Raw genomic sequence first — 15082 nt, 5'->3', positions numbered from 1 at the left:
GCTGGCCGGGTGGTGTCCGGCGATCCCGGCGTGCGACCACAGTGGATGGACGATCAACCTGGCAGATTACGTATTTGTCCGTTTTATCGAAAGGTGCTGCGGAGTGACGACGGAGGTCAACCAGACCCCGTTGGCACTGCGGTGGAACACGTGCCCGGCGGCCGCCATGGCACCGGCCGCGACCTCGAACACCACCACATCGGCCGACCGACGCCGGCCCACCACCAGGGCGGTCGGCACGTCCACCGAGAGATGGACGTGATGCCGGCTGCGCGGCCGCAGCCCGTCCCGCCGGATCGAGTCGAGATTCGCTCGCGGGGTGCCGTGGAAGAGGGTCGCCGGCGGCTCGGCGGGCGGCAGGTCGAGATCCACCTCGACCCGGCGGGAGTGGCCCTGGCTGGCCCGGATCCGCTCCACGCCGTCGTCGCCGGCGGCCACCGCGAAGCGGGACTTGTCGTTGTTCGCCACCACCAGGTCCAGCTCGGTGCGGGAGATCCCCAGGGCGGTCAGGAAGTCGGCGACCGGCACCCAGCCGTTCGCGTCGAGAGTCAGGCCGGCCACCTCGGGCCGGTGTCGCAGCACCAGGGACATCCGCCGGCTGAGGCGGACCTGGTCGCGGGTGAGATCGGTCAATGGTCTTGCTCCATGACCGCAAGGTAGTACGGCCGATCTTTCCGGTCGACCGATTTCAGGTGCCACCCGGTGCCCTTGAGCAGCTGGTCCAGCTCGTCGACCGAGCAGTTGAGGTAGTCGAACCAGTCGGAGGCCGCCATCCGGTAGCGCAGTCGCAGCCGCAGCTGGCCGCCCAGCCGCCCCAGCGCCCGGTTCCGCTGGTGGTAGCTCACGTGCACCGGGTCCTTGGTCCCGTACGGATCCGCGCCCTGCGCGATGATCCGCGCGCCCGGGCTCGCCAGCCGGGCCAGCGACTCCAGGAAGGCCGGCGCCCGCTCCGGCCCCTCCAGCAGGCCCAGGTTGTTCCCGAGCAGCAGAAAGGTGTCGTACCGGGCGGCGGCGCGGGCATACCGGTCCACGGTGCTCAGCACGGTGTCGCGCAGGCCGCGCTTGCGGGCCACCTCGATCGCACCGGCCGAGGTGTCCAGGCCGGTCACCGCCATGCCACGGCGCTGGAGCTCGAGCGCGATCCGGGCGGCGCCCACCCCGATGTCCAGCACGTGCCCGCGGCACAGGCGCAACGCCCGGTGGTCGTGCGGCTGCCAGGCCTCCGGCTCGTCCAGGTAGTGGTCCGCGGGCGCGCCGTTGATCAGGCCGTCGTCCCGCTCGATCACCTCGATCACCGGGCGGGGCAGGCGGCCACCGGCCAGCGGACGGGGACCGATCCCGGTCCGTACCGCATAGGCGTCTTTGATCATGTCGCCGAAGGCGTCACCGATCGCGGGCTGTTCCATGGTCATTACTCTTGTGGCCCGCACCGGCCCCGAGCAACTCGGGCGTGCGGGCCGCGTGTCCTGACCGGCCCCACGTCGTTGATCTAGACGGGAAAAGATCTAGGAAACGAAGAAGGGGCGATACGCCTTCCCCAGCGCACGCCCCTTACAACGATCTAGGTCGAACCGGTCAGTCACCCTGCCGCTGCGTGGGAATCTGTCCCTGCAGCAGGGCGCGAACCTCCGACTCCCGGTAGCGACGGTGGCCACCCAACGTGCGAATAGCGCTGAGCTTGCCCGCCTTCGCCCACCGAGTCACGGTCTTCGGGTCGACACGGAACATCGACGCCACCTCGGCCGGCGTTAGTAGCGGCTCAGGATCGTGCGTACGCGATGCCATCGGTCACTCCTCCACAGGTACCTAAAAACATCGGCCGGGGTCCCGCCGGCCGGTGCGTCTCTCATGGTCCGGCTAGTCCCCGATGTCCGACATGGGCCGAACGGACGAACGTCCCCAGATAGACGGATGAAGCATGCCCGATTTTTGCGTGTTTTCTACGCCAGATAGTGTCTCGTTTAGTCCGATTATCACGCTTCGGCGGGCACTGATCACGAAGAGTATTCGCTTCGGGAGCGCTCTCATCCCCGGGGAATCTTCCCGGTCTGTCCTATTTCTGCAGGTCAGTTGCATCGCTCAAGAAGTTGGACACTTCGCCACCTAGCGACCAGCTTCTCGTAGGCCTCGCTCGCCGCGTCGGCGTCGCCCCGGGACAGCGCCGACAGGCCGGCCGCCACCAGTCCGGGGGAGTCGTCACCGGTCAGTTTGTCCTCCGGAAGGAGGTTGACCAGGCCGCCGTAGTCCAACTCGACCACCGACCGGGGGTGGAACTCCTCCAGCCACCGGGTGCCCTCCTCGACCGCCTCGGTGATCGGGGCGTCGCCCAGCGACTTGCGCAGCACCGAGACCGCCCGATGCGCCCGCCGGCGGGCCTTCGAGATCTCCGTGCGGTAACGCAGCGTGCGCCGCCGGCCGGTCAGCGAGATGTCCCGCTCCTCCAGATCGACGAAGGCGAACCAGCGCAGCGGCACCCCCCAGGTGGCGATCTGCTCGTGCACCCGGGGCACCCCCTGCTCCAGCACCCGGGCCCCGCTGCGCCAGTCCTCCACGACCGCCTTGGCCTGGCCGGCCAGCACCGGGGGGACGAAAGCGTCGGCGAGCACGGCGGGCACGCCGTCGCGGGCGTTCAGGGCCGCCTCGGCGACCCGCAGGCGCAGATTCCAGGGGCAGACCAGGATGGAGTTGTCCCACTCCAGGACGTACGCCTCGTCGGGCAGGTCGGGCAGCCGGGTCCAACCGGCCCCGAGCGCCTCGAGCACGGCGGTGCGCTGCCGGACCGGGCCCTCGATCGGTCCGAGATCGCGGCCCTCCTTGGCGTAACGACGCCAGAAGACCTGTCGTTCACGGTCGAAGGCGGTCAGCGGCTCGTAGATCCGTAGGTACGACGCGAACAGTGACGGCACGGCGCGATCGTTTCACAAATCCGGCCGGGTGGAACTTCCCGCGCGGGCGTAATCCCCGTGCCATTCGCGCGACTACGCTCGCGGTGTCCGGCCCACCCCGCCGGGTCAGGGGCCCCACGAAGGCCCACACAGAAGAATCAGGAGAACAACGATGGGTGTGTTCGACACCGACGGCAACGACGCCACGGGACACGAACAGGTCGTCTTCTGTCAGGACCGGAACTCGGGCCTGAAAGCGATCATCGGGATCTACTCCACCGCCCTCGGGCCCGCACTCGGCGGCACCCGGTTCTATCCGTACGAGAGTGAGGAAGCGGCCCTCGCCGACGTGCTGAAGCTGTCCCGCGGGATGGCGTACAAGAACGCATTGGCCGGACTGGACCTGGGTGGCGGCAAGGCGGTCATCTGGGGCGACCCGGCAACCACCAAGACCGAAACTCTCCTTCGTGCGTACGGACGTTTCGTCGAGTCCCTGCGGGGCCGCTATTACACCGCCTGTGACGTCGGCACGTACGTCCCGGACATGGACGTGATCGCCCGGGAGACCCGCTACGTCACCGGCCGCAGCGTCGAGCACGGCGGCGCCGGGGACTCGTCGGTCCTCACCGCCTGGGGCGTCTTCCAGGGCATGCGCGCGGCCGCCGAGCACACCTGGGGCAGCCCGACGCTGACCGGTCGCACGGTCGGCGTGGCCGGCCTCGGCAAGGTCGGCAAGTACCTGGTCGGCCACCTGATCAAGGACGGCGCCACGGTGCTCGCCACCGACGTCAACCCGGCCGCCCTGGAATGGGCCCGCACCAACCACCCCGAGGTCGAGCTGGTGCCGGACAACCAGACCCTGATCACCTCGGACCTCGACGTCTACGCCCCGTGCGCCCTGGGCGGCGCGCTGAACGACGACAGCGTCCCGGTGCTGCGCGCCAAGGTGGTCACCGGCGCGGCCAACAACCAGCTGGCCCACCCCGGCATCGGCAAGCTGCTCGACGATCACGGGATCCTCTACACGCCGGACTACGTGGTGAACGCCGGCGGCGTGATCCAGGTGGCCGACGAGATCGAGGGCTTCAACTTCGACCGCGCCAAGCTCCGGGCGACCGGCATCTTCGAGACCACCCGGCGGATCCTCCATCTGGCCGGCGACGAGGGCGTCCCGCCCGCGGTCGCGGCCGACCGGCTCGCCGAGCGCCGGATGGCGGAGGTCGGTCGCCTACGGGCGATTTACCTCAACTAGACCGGTTCAGGGGCTGCCGCGCGGCGCTGTTTTGTCCTAACCGCGACGCGCGGCAGTGTCACACGCAACCCGAGGTGCCGAAGACGGCGTCGTCCATGTACCGTAAGACCCACGAGAGATGCCTGACGTCATCGGGGCCCGCCTTCGGGCTGCCCCGAATTCTGTGCGAGGGGGTCGAGCCATGGGGCGCGGCCGTGCTAAGGCCAAGCAGACGAAGGTGGCCCGGGAGTTGAAGTATCACTCCCCGAACACCGACCTCACCGCCTTGCAGCGCGAACTGGCCGGTAGTACACGCCAGTCCGACCGTCATTTCGACGACGACAACGACGAGTTGGTCGATGACGACGAGGATGACGCTGACGATGACGACCAGGATTCCTGGTCGCCTCCAAGGCGGATTTGACCCGTATCGCACGGAGCACGCGGTATGACCCGCGTGCTCAGGTGCGCCGTGGTCGTCAACTCCTAACGGTTTGCAACTGAAGCCCACGCGGGCGGTGTCCGCGTGGGCTCCGGCCAGGCCGCTCTTCAGCGTGGGCGGTTGTTCCAGTTGTAAAACGTGGGAATGTTCTCGAAGTGGTTCCAGGCGCACACCGCCGAGCCGTCATCCTGTGACGTCTCCTCGGCGCGCTGCCGACGAGCCACTTCCGCCTCCGCGATGAGCGCGGCCAGGCCGTCCCGAGTGTCGTGCACCCGTGCCGACACCGGATCCGTCTCCACGCCGTCAGACGGCCGTGGCCTCGTGATCTCGGGCATGGTCCAGCACTCCCTCCAGTAGGCGAATCTTGCTGTTCCGGCAATGGTTCGTCTCGGTGACGTCGAACCTGCCGTGTTCGAAGTAGCGGTTGGCCGCGTGGGCGCCGCCACAGAAGCCGAAGTAGGGACAGCTCTGCCGGCACGCCTCGACCCCGCGGAGGAACTCCGCGATCCACGGGGTGTCCGACGCCGCCGCGAGCAGCTGCCGCAGCGGGGTGGTGAGCACGTTGCCACTGGTGAAGTCCCCGTACCGCGGATCGTGGAAGCCGGCCAGCTCGGGTGAGAGCAGCACCACCGAGCCGTCCTGCGCGATCGTCGGGATCGGGTCCAGCCGCCGGGGCAGCAACTCGTCCGCCGTGCCGTCGAGAACCGCCGCGGCGTAGCGCAGCGACCATTCGATCTCCCGCAGGTGGATCGTGGGCGCCTTGCGCCAGGCCCCGACCAGCTCCGCCCAGAACGCGCTGACCGTGGCCGGGTCGTGCCGGTTCAGCCGGAGGTTCACCCCCTCCTGCTCCTCGACGTTGATGCCGAGCACCTCGCAGCCCAGGCCGAGAAAATACTCGTACAGCTCGGTGGCCATGCCCGGACGCAGGTCGGAGACCACGCACAGGGTGGAGAACGGGATGCCGTGCCGCCGCAGCGCGTCGATCCCCTTGGTGATCAGGTCGTAGGCCGGCTTGCCGCCCCGGTCCACCCGCTCGCCGTTGTGCTGCCGGGGCCCGTCCACGCTCACGCTGACCCGGACGTCGTGCGCCTTGAAGAACTCGCACCAGGCGTCGTCGATCAGCGTCGCGTTCGTCTGCACGTGGTGCTCCACGCCCGCACCGAACGGCGCGAACAGGGCGGCCAGATGCTCCGCCCCGGCGGCCAGCGGCTCGCCGCCGTGCCAGACCACGGAGAACCGGCCGGCCCGCGCGAAGTCGGCGATCTCGGCGGCCACCGCCTCGGCGACGGCGACCGGCATCTTCCGGTTCTCCCGTCGGAACGGCAGGTAACAGTAATTGCAGGCCAGGTTGCACAGAGTAGTCGGCTGCATGACGACGTAGCCGGGTTCTGCCGAGATGCCCCGCATCCCGCTCCACGCATCCGCCATCGCGCACCTCCCGTCCGGCACCCGGGACACAGGGCCAGGCTAGGCCGCGCGGTCCAGCACCCATGCGAAAGATCCGTATGTGCCGGACATCGGCACACACGGATCATTTCATGTTCAACCCACCGTGAACCAGGCTCGGGACATGCCGCCCCTTGATCTCATACCAAGATCACAGCCGTCGTCACTCCGCGTCAGCCCCGGGTGTACGAACCCATCATCTGCACCTGGCCGGTGCCCTCCAGCACCTCGCCGACCTGCCAGGCCTCGACACCGCGGCCGGCCAGGTAGGCCATCGCGCGGTCCGCGTCGTCCGAGGAGACGACCGCGAACATGCCGACGCCCATGTTGAAGGTCGACTCCATCTCCGAGTCCTCGATCCGGCCCTTGGCCTGGATCAGGTCGAAGATCGGCTGCGGGCGCCAGGTGGACCGGTCCACCACGGCGTCCATGGTCGGCGGGAGCACCCGGTTCAGGTTGCCGGGGATGCCGCCGCCGGTGACGTGCGAGAACGCCCGGACGTCGGTCTCCTCGATCAGGCCCAGGCAGTCCTTGGCGTAGATCTTGGTGGGGGTCAGCAGTTCCTCGCCCAGGGTGCGCGAGGTGCCGAAGTCGTCGACCACGGTGTCCAGGCGCATCCGGCCGGCGCCCAGCAGCACGTGGCGGACCAGCGAGTAGCCGTTCGAGTGCAGGCCGGACGAGCGCATCGCGATCACCGCGTCACCCACCTCGACCCGCTCCTTGCCGAGGATCTCGCTCTCCTCGACCACGCCGACGCCGGTGGCGGAGACGTCGTACTCGTCCGGGCGCAGCACGCCCGGGTGCTCGGCGGTCTCGCCACCGAGCAGGGCACAACCGGCGTACCGGCAGCCGTCCGCGATGCCGGCGCCGATCTCGGCGATCTTGTCCGGCACGACCTCGCCGCAGGCGATGTAGTCGAGCAGGAACAGCGGCTCGGCGCCACACGCCACCAGGTCGTCGACGACCATGGCGACCAGGTCGATGCCGATCGTGTCGTGGATGTCGAGCTGCTGGGCGATGACCAGCTTGGTGCCCACGCCGTCGGTGGACGAGGCCAGGATCGGGCTCTTGTACTTCGCGGTGTTGAGCTTGAACAGGCCGGAGAAGCCGCCCAGGTCGCCCATGACCTCCGGGCGGGTGGTCTTCTTCACCTTGGACTTGAGCAGCTCGACGGCCCGGTCACCGGCATCGATCGAGACACCGGCCGCCGCGTACGTCGCGGAGCGCTTGCGCGGCCCGCGGCCGGCGCCCGCCGTCCACGGCTGTCGGTCGCCGCCCTCAGCGCCGTTCGATCCGGCACTGCGCTCGGACACGTGCGTCACGGTTCTCCCCTTTAGCGGTTCTGCAGTAACTGGCAGAGTCAACAGGTCACGGGTGGTGCAGCGCGTTCGCGCCGCCCGGACTGGCGACCAGCGGCACCGGTGCCGCGTGATCGTCCGCGTGCTCGCGGGCCTCGTAGTCGGCCTCGAGCCCGGCGACGGCACTCTCGGCCGCCCGCTGCGAGGCGCTCGGCATCGCGGCCCGGCGGCCGACCCCCTCCAGCACGTGCTTGCCGATCAGGTCGGCGGCCGGCAGCTCAATCGGGTACTCCCCGGTGAAGCAGGCCATGCAGAGCCGGGACTTGGGCTGCTCGGTCGCCTGGACCAGATTGTCCAGCGAGACGTAGCCCAGGCTGTCGGCGCCGATCGAGCGGCGGATGCCGTCGATCTCCAGGCCGTTGGCGATCAGCTCGGCGCGGGTGGCGAAGTCGATGCCGTAGAAGCACGGCCATTTCACCGGCGGCGACGAGATCCGGACGTGGATCTCCAGGGCGCCGGCCTCGCGGAGCATCCGGATCTGGGCGCGCTGGGTGTTGCCGCGCACGATCGAGTCGTCGATCACCACGATCCGCTTGCCCCGGACCACCTCGCGCAGCGGGTTCAGCTTGAGCCGGATACCGAGCTGGCGGATGGTCTGCGAGGGCTGGATGAAGGTCCGGCCGACGTACGCGTTCTTCATGAAGCCGGCGCTGTACGGAATGCCGGACGCCTCGGCATAGCCGATCGCGGCCGGGATGCCGGACTCCGGGACCCCGATCACCAGGTCGGCCTCGACCGGGTGCTCCTTGGCCAGCTTGCGGCCGACCTCGACCCGGGCGGAGTAGATGTTGCGGCCGGCGATCGTGGTGTCCGGGCGGGCCAGGTACACATACTCGAACAGGCAGCCCTTGGGCTCGGGCGCGGCGAACCGGGTGGAGCGCAGGCCGTGCTCGTCGATCGCGATGATCTCGCCCGGCTCGACCTCACGGACGAAGCTGGCGCCGGTGATGTCCAGCGCGGCGGTCTCGCTCGCCACCACCCAGCCGCGCTCCATCCGGCCGAGCACCAGCGGGCGCACGCCCTGGGCGTCGCGCGCGGCGTAGAGGGTGTGCTCGTCCATGAACACGAAGCTGAACGCACCGCGCAGGGTCGGCAGCACCTCCATGGCCGCGGCCTCGACCGAGAGGTCGGGGCGGGCCGCCAGCAGCGCGGTGACCATCGCCGTGTCGGAGGTGGAGTCGCCCACGTCGAGACCGCGGTCGGCGATCTCCTTGGCGAGCTCGGCCGTGTTCACCAGGTTGCCGTTGTGGGCCAGCGCGATCGTCGTCCCGGCCGTGGTGGCCCGGATCGTGGGCTGCGCGTTCTCCCAGTTGGAGCCGCCGGTGGTGGAGTAGCGCGCGTGACCGATCGCGAGATGGCCGCGCAGGCTCGCCAGGGTCGGCTCGTCGAAGACCTGGGAGACCAGGCCGATGTCCTTGTAGACGACGACACCGGACCCGTCACTCACCGCGATGCCGGCAGCCTCCTGGCCGCGGTGCTGGAGTGCGTAGAGCCCGAAGTACGTAAGTTTGGCGACCTCTTCCTCGGGGGCCCAGACACCGAAGACTCCACAGGCATCCTGGGGGCCGCGCTCCTGGGGGTCGAGATCGTCGGTCAGTAGGCCGTCGCCTCGGGGCACCTGCTTGCTCCCTCATGTCGGATCCGCCACGAACTGCTCGAAGCGCTGACCAACCCGAATCGCCGGTCTGCCCGAACTCCGCTCGCTCCGATCGCCCAGTGTACGCGAGCCCAGAGGCGCCCGACCCGGGCTCATTCCGGGGTCAACGGCAGGTACTCACTCAGATCGGTCCGGATTCCGCTAGCTCGGAGACGTCCGTCACGGACCGCTTCTGCCCACGCGAGGCGGCCGGTGGCCACGAGCAGCCAGGTCTTCGGATCCGTTTCGACCACATTGGGCGGTGTGCCGCGGGTGTGCCGAGGTCCCGGGACACACTGAATCGCACCGAAAGGTGGAATTCGTACCTCCACCGAACGGCCAGGCGCACGTCCGGACAACTCGGTCAGCAGTGCTCGGACCGCATCTCGCAGGACTGTCCGGTCAGGTTCGTCTCCCCGGTCCAGCGCGTCCAGCGCTTCGGACACGGACTCGGATTTATTGTGCGCAGGCGACATGTCGGGACGATACGACGCGGTTTGCCGACATCGGTAGACCGCCCTGGGTCGCGCAAAAGGCGTGCGGCAAGGCATAGTTGCCGACGGCGTACAAGTCGCGAGTGATCCGACAGGCAATTAGGCGGAAGCCGCGCGACACGGAAGGCGGTGGATATGACAACGCACCTACGTGGCCGGGTAATTCAGGCCGGTGCGTTATTGGCACTGGTAGTTGGCTTGGTGGCCGGCGTTCAGACGGTCGCCTTGGCAGCAGCAGGTGACCCCACCATCACCATCAACGTCCCCGGACAAGCCGACCCCGGCGCGAACGTAGACGTAGCGTACACGGTCGATAACACGTCGCAAGATCCCGCCACGCAGGACGTCAACGTCTCGATCAGTGCCGGCGGCGGGGCCCAGTGCGCGAGCTGCCAGACCGGGTCGGTCAAGGCGGGCCAGAAGGGCGACTTCTCGGCGACCATCCGGATGCCGAACGTCGCGGCCGGCCAGAAGGCGTCCGCGACGGTGACCATCAAGGCCGGCAACGCGAGCCAGACCTCGACCATCACGGTGAACGGCCCGGCCGCGGCACAGACCGTCCGGCAGGTGTCCGGCAAGGTGAAGGACGGCGACGGCAACGGCCTCGCCGGCGCGACCGTCGGCATCCAGGACAGCCAGGGCCACGCCTATTCGATGGCGTCGAACGGCGACGGCAGCTTCGCCTTCACCTCCTCGGACGCCAGCCCGATCTCGCCCGGCAAGATCACCGTCGGGGCCAAGATGAACGGCTACAAGAGCGCGGCCACCTCGGTCACCGGCACGGCCGGCAGGAGCGCGAGCGCGACGGTCACGCTGAAGGCGCTGGCCTCGGCGTCCGCGTCGGCGTCGGCCTCGCCCAGTACCTCGGTCAGCGCGCCGGTGGCCGACGAGCTCAGCGACGAACCGACCGACGACGACACCAGCGACGCGGCCGCCGCCCCGGCGGGCGACGCGTCGAACACCGCCTCGGACAGCGGCGGCAGCTCCTGGCTGCTGATCGTGATGGGCGGCCTGCTCGTCGCCGCCGGTATCGGCGCGATGGTCCTGGTCTGGATGCGCCGGAAGAACGCCGCGAAGAACGACGACGACACCAACGGCGGTGGCGGCTACGGCAGCCCCAACGGCCCGATCGGCAGCCCGTCCGGCCCCGGCCGGTTCGCCGGCGCCGATGCCACCCGGGTGGCCGCGCCGGCCGGTGGCATGCGCAACGACGCGACCATGGTCGCCGGCGCCGGAATGGGCGCGGGCATGGGCATGGGCGGCGGTCTGGGCGACGCGCCCACGATGATCCACCGACCGCCGGTCGAGGACGAGTTCCCCGACCCGTACGGTGCTCCGGCCCCGCCGCAGGGCGGCTTCCTCGGCTCGAACAGCAGCCAGTGGGACAACCAGCAGGGCGGCGGCAACTACGGTGGCCAGCAGCCCGCCGGCGGTGGCAACTACGGCGGCGCGACGAGCGTCTACGGCGCCCAGGGCGGTGGCTACGACAACGGTCCGGCCCAGCCCCAGGGTGGCCAGGGCCAGCCGCGCTTCGACGAGCACACCAGCATGTACCAGCCGGACAACGGCGGGTATGACGAGCAGGCGGGCTACGGCGCTCAGGCCGGCTACGACCAGCAGGCCGGTTACGGCGCCCAGGGCGGGTACGACCAGCAGGGTGGCTACGGCACCCAGCAGGCCGGCTACGACCAGCACGGCGGGGCGTACGGTGCCCAGCCCGCCGGCGGCTACGACCAGGGTGGCTACGACCAGGGTGGCTACGACCAGCAGGCCGGTTACGGCGCTCAGGCCGGCTACGACCAGCAGGCCGGCTACGGCGCCCAGGGCGGCGGCTACGACCAGCAGGGCGGTTATGACCAGCAGGGTGGCTACGGCACCCAGCAGGCCGGCTACGACCAGCACGGCGGGGCGTACGGCGGTCAGCCCGCCGCCCCCCAGCCCGGTCAGCCCGGCTACGGCGGTAACCCGCAGCAGCCGCAGCAGCCCGGTTACGACCAGCACGGCAACGCGTACGGGCAGAACCCGAACCGCCGCAACCGCGAGTGGGACGAGTGATCTGAGCTAGCGAGAAAGGCCCCGCGCATCGCGCGGGGCCTTTTTCATGGCAGCAAAAAGCCGGCCGGGGAAACCTCCCCCGGCCGGCTTTTACATTCTCGAGAGGCTCAGGACTCGTCCGGCGCCTTCGACTCGGTCAGCTCCAGCGTCACCGAACGGACCTCGGCCACCTCGGCCTCGACCTCGGCGACCGGCTCCACCACCGGCGCACCGGCGAACGCCGGCCCACCGAACAGCTTCGGCAGGGTTGCCGACCAGACCGTCCGCAGCTCGCCCAGCGGGATCGAGAACTGGTCCGCCACCTCGAGCGCCGCCTCCGGGGAGGTGACCCCGATCCGGGTGAGCGGGACGCCGAACTCGGCCGCCAGCGCGACGAACGCCGTCTCGTGCCCGCGCGGCACGGCCACCAGGGCCCGCCCCGCCGACTCACTGAACAGCTGGACGAACGCCGACTCGCCACCGGCTGGGAAGGTCACCTTGGCGCCCACCTCGTGCCGCAGGCAGCTCTCCACCAGCACCTGGGCCAGGCCACCGTCGGAGAGGTCGTGCGCCGCGGCGACCAGGCCGGTCTGCGACGCCCGGGCCATCAGCTTGCCGAGCGACTGCTCGACCGCCAGGTCGACCTTGGGCGGACGGCCACCGAGGTGGCTGTGGGTCACCCAGGCCCACTCCGAGCCGGACAGTTCGGCCCGGGTCTCGCCGAGCAGGAAGAGCAGGTCACCCTCGGCCGTGGCCGGCTTCGGGAAGCCCATCGGGATGCGCCGGGTGACGTCGTCGAACAGGCCGAGCACGCCGATCACCGGGGTCGGGTGGATCGCGGCGGCGCCGGTCTGGTTGTAGAAGCTGACGTTGCCGCCGGTCACCGGGATGCCGAGCTGCTGGCAGCCGTCCGCCAGACCGTTCACGGCCTGGGCGAACTGCCACATCACGGCCGGGTCCTCGGGCGAGCCGAAGTTCAGGCAGTCGGAGACCGCGATCGGCTCGGCGCCGGTGACGGCGACGTTCCGGTACGCCTCGGCCAGCGACAGCTTGGCGCCCTCGTACGGATCGAGCCGCGCGAACCGCCCGTTGCCGTCCACCGACAGCGCCACGCCGAGGTTCGTCTCCTCGTCGAGCCGCAGCACGCCGGAGTCCTCCGGCTGGGCCAGCACGGTGTTGCCGAGCACGTACCGGTCGTACTGCTCGGTGACCCAGGTCTTGTCGCACAGGTTCGGCGACGCGATCATCCGCAGCACGGTCTCGCGCAGCTCGTCACCGGTCGACGGGCGGTGCAGCGTCTCGGCCCGGTCCGCCTGCAGCAGGATCAGGTCGGACGGCTCGCGCATCGGCCGGTTGTAGACCGGGCCGTCGTCGGCGAGCGAGCCGGGCGGCACGTCCACCACGACGTGGTCGTTCCAGGTGATCAGCAGGCGGCCCGGGGTGCCGTCCCCGGCGGCCGCGGTGACCTCGCCGATCGCGGTGGCCCAGACGCCCCACTTCTCGGCGACCTTGAGCACCGCGTCCAGGTTCTCCGGCGTGACGATCAGGAGCATCCGCTCCTGCGACTCGCTGGCCAGGATCTCGGTCGGCGACATCGAGGCCTCGCGCAGCGGGACCCGCTCCAGCCAGACCCGCATGCCGGTGCCGGCCGCCGCGGCGGTCTCGGTGAGCGCGCAGGTCAGGCCGGCGCCGCCGAGATCCTGGATGCCGGAGACCAGGCCGGCGTCGTACAGCTCCAGGCAGCTCTCGATCAGCAGCTTCTCCATGAACGGGTCGCCGACCTGCACCGACGGGCGGCGCTGCTCGGCCTCCTCGTCGAAGGTGGCGGACGCCAGCACGGAGACCCCGCCGATGCCGTCCCGGCCGGTCCGCGCGCCCATCAGCACGACGATGTTGCCGGTGCCGGTGGCTTCCTTCTTCTGCAGCCGCTCGACCGGCATGACGCCGATGCTCAACGCGTTGACCAGCGGATTGCCCTGGTACGTCGGGTCGAAGACGATCTCGCCACCGATGTTCGGCAGGCCCAGGCAGTTGCCGTAGCCGCCGATGCCGGCCACCACGCCGGGCAGCACGCGGGCGGTGTCCGGGTGGTCGGCCGCACCGAAGCGCAGCGGGTCCATCACCGCGATCGGGCGGGCGCCCATCGCCAGGATGTCCCGCACGATGCCGCCGACGCCGGTGGCCGCGCCCTGGTAGGGCTCCACGTAGCTCGGGTGGTTGTGCGACTCGACCTTGAAGGTCACCGCCAGGTCGTCGGAGACCTGCACGACGCCCGCGTTCTCGCCGATGCCGGCGAGCATCCGGGTGTTCTTCGGGACCTTGGCGACGAACTCGCGCAGATGCACCTTGCTCGACTTGTACGAGCAGTGCTCACTCCACATGATCGAGTACATCGCGAGCTCGGAGGCGGTCGGCCGGCGGCCGAGGATCTCCTTGATCTTCGCGTACTCGTCGTCCTTGAGGCCGAGATCCGCGTACGGCTGGAGGTCGTCCGAGGACTGCTCCGCCTTCTCGACGGTGTCCGGCCCGTCCGCGTAGCTGTCGGCCAGGACGTCGGTCGCAGCGAAGGCCGTCTCCGACTTGGTCTGCTGCGTCGTCACTGCTGTCCCCCTTGCGTGCCGCCCGCGGACGACCCCGCCAGGGCCCGCAGGACGGAGGTGAAGAAGCCGAGGCCGTCGAGCGACGGGCCGGTCAGCGCCTCCACGGCGTGTTCCGGGTGCGGCATGATGCCGACGACGTTGCCGGCCTCGTTGGTGATCCCGGCGATGTCGCGCTGCGAGCCGTTCGGGTTGCCGTTGATGTACCGGGCGATCACCCGGCCCTCGGCCTCCAGCTTGTCCAGCGTGGCCGGGTCGGCGACGAAGCAGCCCTCGCCGTTCTTGACCGGGATGAGGATCTCCTGGCCGGGGGTGAAGCCGTTGGTCCAGGCGGTGTTCGTCGCCTCGACCTTGAGCCACTGGTCCCGGTTACGGAAGTGCAGGTGCTGGTTCCGGGTCAGCGCGCCGGGCAGCAGATGCGCCTCGCAGAGGACCTGGAAGCCGTTGCAGATGCCGAGCACGGGCAGGCCGCCACGGGCCGCGTCGATGATCGACTCCATCACCGGAGCGAATCGCGCGATGGCGCCGCAGCGCAGATAGTCGCCGTACGAGAAGCCGCCGGGCAGGACCACGGCATCGACCCCGTGCAGATCCGGGTCCCCGTGCCAGAGGCGGACGGCCTCGGCGCCGGCGATCCGGGCGGCGCGGGCGGCGTCCCCGTCGTCGAGTGAACCAGGGAAGGTGACCACACCGATCCGCATGGTCAGGCGACCCCCGCCGCGTTCTCGACCCGGACCACGTAGTCCTCGATCACCGGGTTGGCGAGCAGCTTGTCGGCGATCTCACGAGCCCGATCCAGGTCGGGTTCGCCATCGAATTCGATCTCGATCCGACGGCCGATGCGAACAGACGAGACATCGGTGACGCCGAGCCGAGGCAGCGCATTCGCTACTGCCTGACCCTGCGGATCCAGGATCTCCGGCTTGAGCATGACGTCGACCACGACGCGAGCCACGGGC

General features: G+C 69.8%; 15 protein-coding genes. 3 read left to right on the top strand and 12 right to left on the bottom strand.

Annotated features, from left to right (window positions below; genetic code table 11):
• Positions 1 to 66 precede the first annotated feature (66 nt).
• From L3i22_RS00655 to L3i22_RS00640, 4 genes are all read right to left on the bottom strand, one after another.
• Positions 67 to 633 carry an RNA 2'-phosphotransferase gene (locus L3i22_RS00655; protein WP_221325070.1) on the bottom strand — a complete coding sequence of 189 codons (567 nt, stop codon included), beginning with the start codon at positions 631 to 633 and terminating at the stop codon, positions 67 to 69.
• Positions 630 to 1406 (bottom strand): class I SAM-dependent methyltransferase, encoded by a 777-nt coding sequence (locus L3i22_RS00650; RefSeq protein WP_370644336.1) that lies wholly within the window; start codon positions 1404 to 1406, stop codon positions 630 to 632. The genes L3i22_RS00655 and L3i22_RS00650 overlap by 4 nt, the downstream gene beginning before the upstream one ends.
• Positions 1407 to 1575: 169 nt before the next feature.
• The gene (locus L3i22_RS00645; RefSeq protein ID WP_014687221.1) at positions 1576 to 1785 is read right to left on the bottom strand and encodes a BldC family transcriptional regulator; all 210 of its coding nucleotides are present in this window, start codon (positions 1783 to 1785) and stop codon (positions 1576 to 1578) included.
• A 281-nt stretch (positions 1786 to 2066) separates the two neighbouring features.
• On the bottom strand, positions 2067 to 2906 hold the full coding sequence (locus L3i22_RS00640) for a hypothetical protein (RefSeq protein ID WP_221325068.1): 840 nt from the start codon (positions 2904 to 2906) through the stop codon (positions 2067 to 2069).
• Positions 2907 to 3057: 151 nt separating this feature from the next.
• Here L3i22_RS00640 and L3i22_RS00635 point away from each other — a divergent pair, with 151 nt between their 5' ends.
• Both L3i22_RS00635 and L3i22_RS00630 read left to right on the top strand, forming a co-directional pair.
• A complete protein-coding gene (locus L3i22_RS00635; RefSeq protein WP_221325067.1) occupies positions 3058 to 4137 on the top strand; it encodes a Glu/Leu/Phe/Val dehydrogenase in 1080 nt (359 codons plus the stop codon).
• 181 nt (positions 4138 to 4318) lie between these two features.
• On the top strand, positions 4319 to 4540 hold the full coding sequence (locus tag L3i22_RS00630; RefSeq protein ID WP_221325066.1) for a DUF3073 domain-containing protein: 222 nt from the start codon (positions 4319 to 4321) through the stop codon (positions 4538 to 4540).
• 125 nt (positions 4541 to 4665) lie between these two features.
• On the opposite strand, the gene amcA is transcribed toward L3i22_RS00630, so the two are convergent.
• The 5 genes from amcA to L3i22_RS00605 all read right to left on the bottom strand — a co-directional run bounded on the left by amcA (position 4666) and on the right by L3i22_RS00605 (position 9474).
• The gene (gene amcA / locus L3i22_RS00625) at positions 4666 to 4893 is read right to left on the bottom strand and encodes a multiple cyclophane-containing RiPP AmcA (RefSeq protein WP_221325065.1); all 228 of its coding nucleotides are present in this window, start codon (positions 4891 to 4893) and stop codon (positions 4666 to 4668) included.
• Positions 4862 to 5965: a cyclophane-forming radical SAM peptide maturase AmcB gene (gene amcB, locus L3i22_RS00620; RefSeq protein ID WP_304523480.1), complete on the bottom strand. Its 1104-nt coding sequence runs from the start codon at positions 5963 to 5965 to the stop codon at positions 4862 to 4864. The genes amcA and amcB overlap by 32 nt, the downstream gene beginning before the upstream one ends.
• 212 nt (positions 5966 to 6177) lie before the next feature.
• Entirely contained in the window at positions 6178 to 7326 is a 1149-nt protein-coding gene (gene purM / locus L3i22_RS00615; protein ID WP_221325063.1) for a phosphoribosylformylglycinamidine cyclo-ligase, read from the bottom strand.
• Between the two features lie 46 nt (positions 7327 to 7372).
• Positions 7373 to 8980, bottom strand: coding sequence for an amidophosphoribosyltransferase (purF, locus tag L3i22_RS00610; protein WP_221325062.1), 1608 nt, complete (start codon positions 8978 to 8980; stop codon positions 7373 to 7375).
• Between the two features lie 131 nt (positions 8981 to 9111).
• The gene (locus L3i22_RS00605) at positions 9112 to 9474 is read right to left on the bottom strand and encodes a sterol carrier family protein (RefSeq protein WP_221325061.1); all 363 of its coding nucleotides are present in this window, start codon (positions 9472 to 9474) and stop codon (positions 9112 to 9114) included.
• 219 nt (positions 9475 to 9693) lie between these two features.
• Here L3i22_RS00605 and L3i22_RS00600 point away from each other — a divergent pair, with 219 nt between their 5' ends.
• A complete protein-coding gene (locus L3i22_RS00600) occupies positions 9694 to 11547 on the top strand; it encodes a carboxypeptidase regulatory-like domain-containing protein (protein ID WP_221325060.1) in 1854 nt (617 codons plus the stop codon).
• Positions 11548 to 11654: 107 nt separating this feature from the next.
• Here the strand turns inward: L3i22_RS00600 and purL are convergent, their stop codons facing one another.
• Genes purL through purS form a run of 3 tightly spaced genes read right to left on the bottom strand, consistent with a single transcriptional unit; the run spans position 11655 to position 15078 of the window.
• On the bottom strand, positions 11655 to 14075 hold the full coding sequence (purL, locus tag L3i22_RS00595) for a phosphoribosylformylglycinamidine synthase subunit PurL (RefSeq protein WP_255658813.1): 2421 nt from the start codon (positions 14073 to 14075) through the stop codon (positions 11655 to 11657).
• Positions 14076 to 14122: 47 nt separating this feature from the next.
• Positions 14123 to 14830: a phosphoribosylformylglycinamidine synthase subunit PurQ gene (gene purQ, locus L3i22_RS00590; RefSeq protein ID WP_221329726.1), complete on the bottom strand. Its 708-nt coding sequence runs from the start codon at positions 14828 to 14830 to the stop codon at positions 14123 to 14125.
• The gene (gene purS / locus L3i22_RS00585) at positions 14827 to 15078 is read right to left on the bottom strand and encodes a phosphoribosylformylglycinamidine synthase subunit PurS (RefSeq protein WP_221325058.1); all 252 of its coding nucleotides are present in this window, start codon (positions 15076 to 15078) and stop codon (positions 14827 to 14829) included. The genes purQ and purS overlap by 4 nt, the downstream gene beginning before the upstream one ends.
• Between the last annotated feature and the right edge of the window lie 4 nt (positions 15079 to 15082).

Source organism: Actinoplanes sp. L3-i22, assembly GCF_019704555.1.
Lineage (GTDB): Bacteria > Actinomycetota > Actinomycetes > Mycobacteriales > Micromonosporaceae > Actinoplanes.
This window is presented reverse-complemented; position numbering and strand designations above follow the sequence as displayed.

What these genes read in the sequence shown, in the direction of transcription:
- L3i22_RS00650 (WP_370644336.1), bottom strand. Translation starts at nt 1,406, where the DNA reads ATGGAACAGCCCGCGATCGGTGACGCCTTCGGCGACATGATCAAAGAC.
- L3i22_RS00645 (WP_014687221.1), bottom strand. Translation starts at nt 1,785, where the DNA reads ATGGCATCGCGTACGCACGATCCTGAGCCGCTACTAACGCCGGCCGAG.
- L3i22_RS00635 (WP_221325067.1), top strand. Translation starts at nt 3,058, where the DNA reads ATGGGTGTGTTCGACACCGACGGCAACGACGCCACGGGACACGAACAG.
- L3i22_RS00630 (WP_221325066.1), top strand. Translation starts at nt 4,319, where the DNA reads ATGGGGCGCGGCCGTGCTAAGGCCAAGCAGACGAAGGTGGCCCGGGAG.
- amcA (WP_221325065.1), bottom strand. Translation starts at nt 4,893, where the DNA reads ATGCCCGAGATCACGAGGCCACGGCCGTCTGACGGCGTGGAGACGGAT.
- amcB (WP_304523480.1), bottom strand. Translation starts at nt 5,965, where the DNA reads ATGCGGGGCATCTCGGCAGAACCCGGCTACGTCGTCATGCAGCCGACT.
- L3i22_RS00605 (WP_221325061.1), bottom strand. Translation starts at nt 9,474, where the DNA reads ATGTCGCCTGCGCACAATAAATCCGAGTCCGTGTCCGAAGCGCTGGAC.